The 397-nt window shown below is 65.2% G+C and carries 1 protein-coding gene; it reads right to left on the reverse strand.

Going from position 1 to position 397, the window contains the following annotated elements:
• Nucleotides 1-171: 171 nt before the first annotated feature.
• A partial coding sequence (locus JZ791_RS44510; RefSeq protein ID WP_216904042.1) for a hypothetical protein occupies nucleotides 172-397 on the reverse strand: 226 nt, incomplete at its 5' end.

Genomic DNA, 397 nt, shown 5'->3' on the forward strand with positions numbered 1-397 from the left:
GTGCCTGGCCAGCGGGAGGCGTGCTGCGCAGGCTCAGTTCGGTCAGCTTGCGCTGCACCCGTGCCACCGGCAGCAGCATCAGGGTCAGTGCGTGCCTGGGCTCAGGGTGAACTCACTGATGCCTTCCGGCATGATCGTCAACGCCATCCCCGGCGTGAGCGGTACGCCATGTCACCAGCTCAGCGTCTCATCGGTGGCGTGCAGGTACCCGAGCATCGCCCAGTCCGGCGGCAGCATGAAACGGCCGCGGCAGTGGAAACCGCAGCTGATGCTGCAGAACAGGGCTTCCTCGTGCACGCGCGAAGCGAATGCCGCAAGTGGCCCATTGCCATCGAGCAGCAGCAGTTCGACATCACAGACACGAAGCACGCCGCTCAGCGTGGCCAGGTCTATCGAC

Origin of the sequence: Nocardia alni, assembly GCF_019038435.1 — a bacterium.
In the GTDB taxonomy this organism is placed as follows: domain Bacteria; phylum Actinomycetota; class Actinomycetes; order Mycobacteriales; family Mycobacteriaceae; genus Nocardia; species Nocardia alni.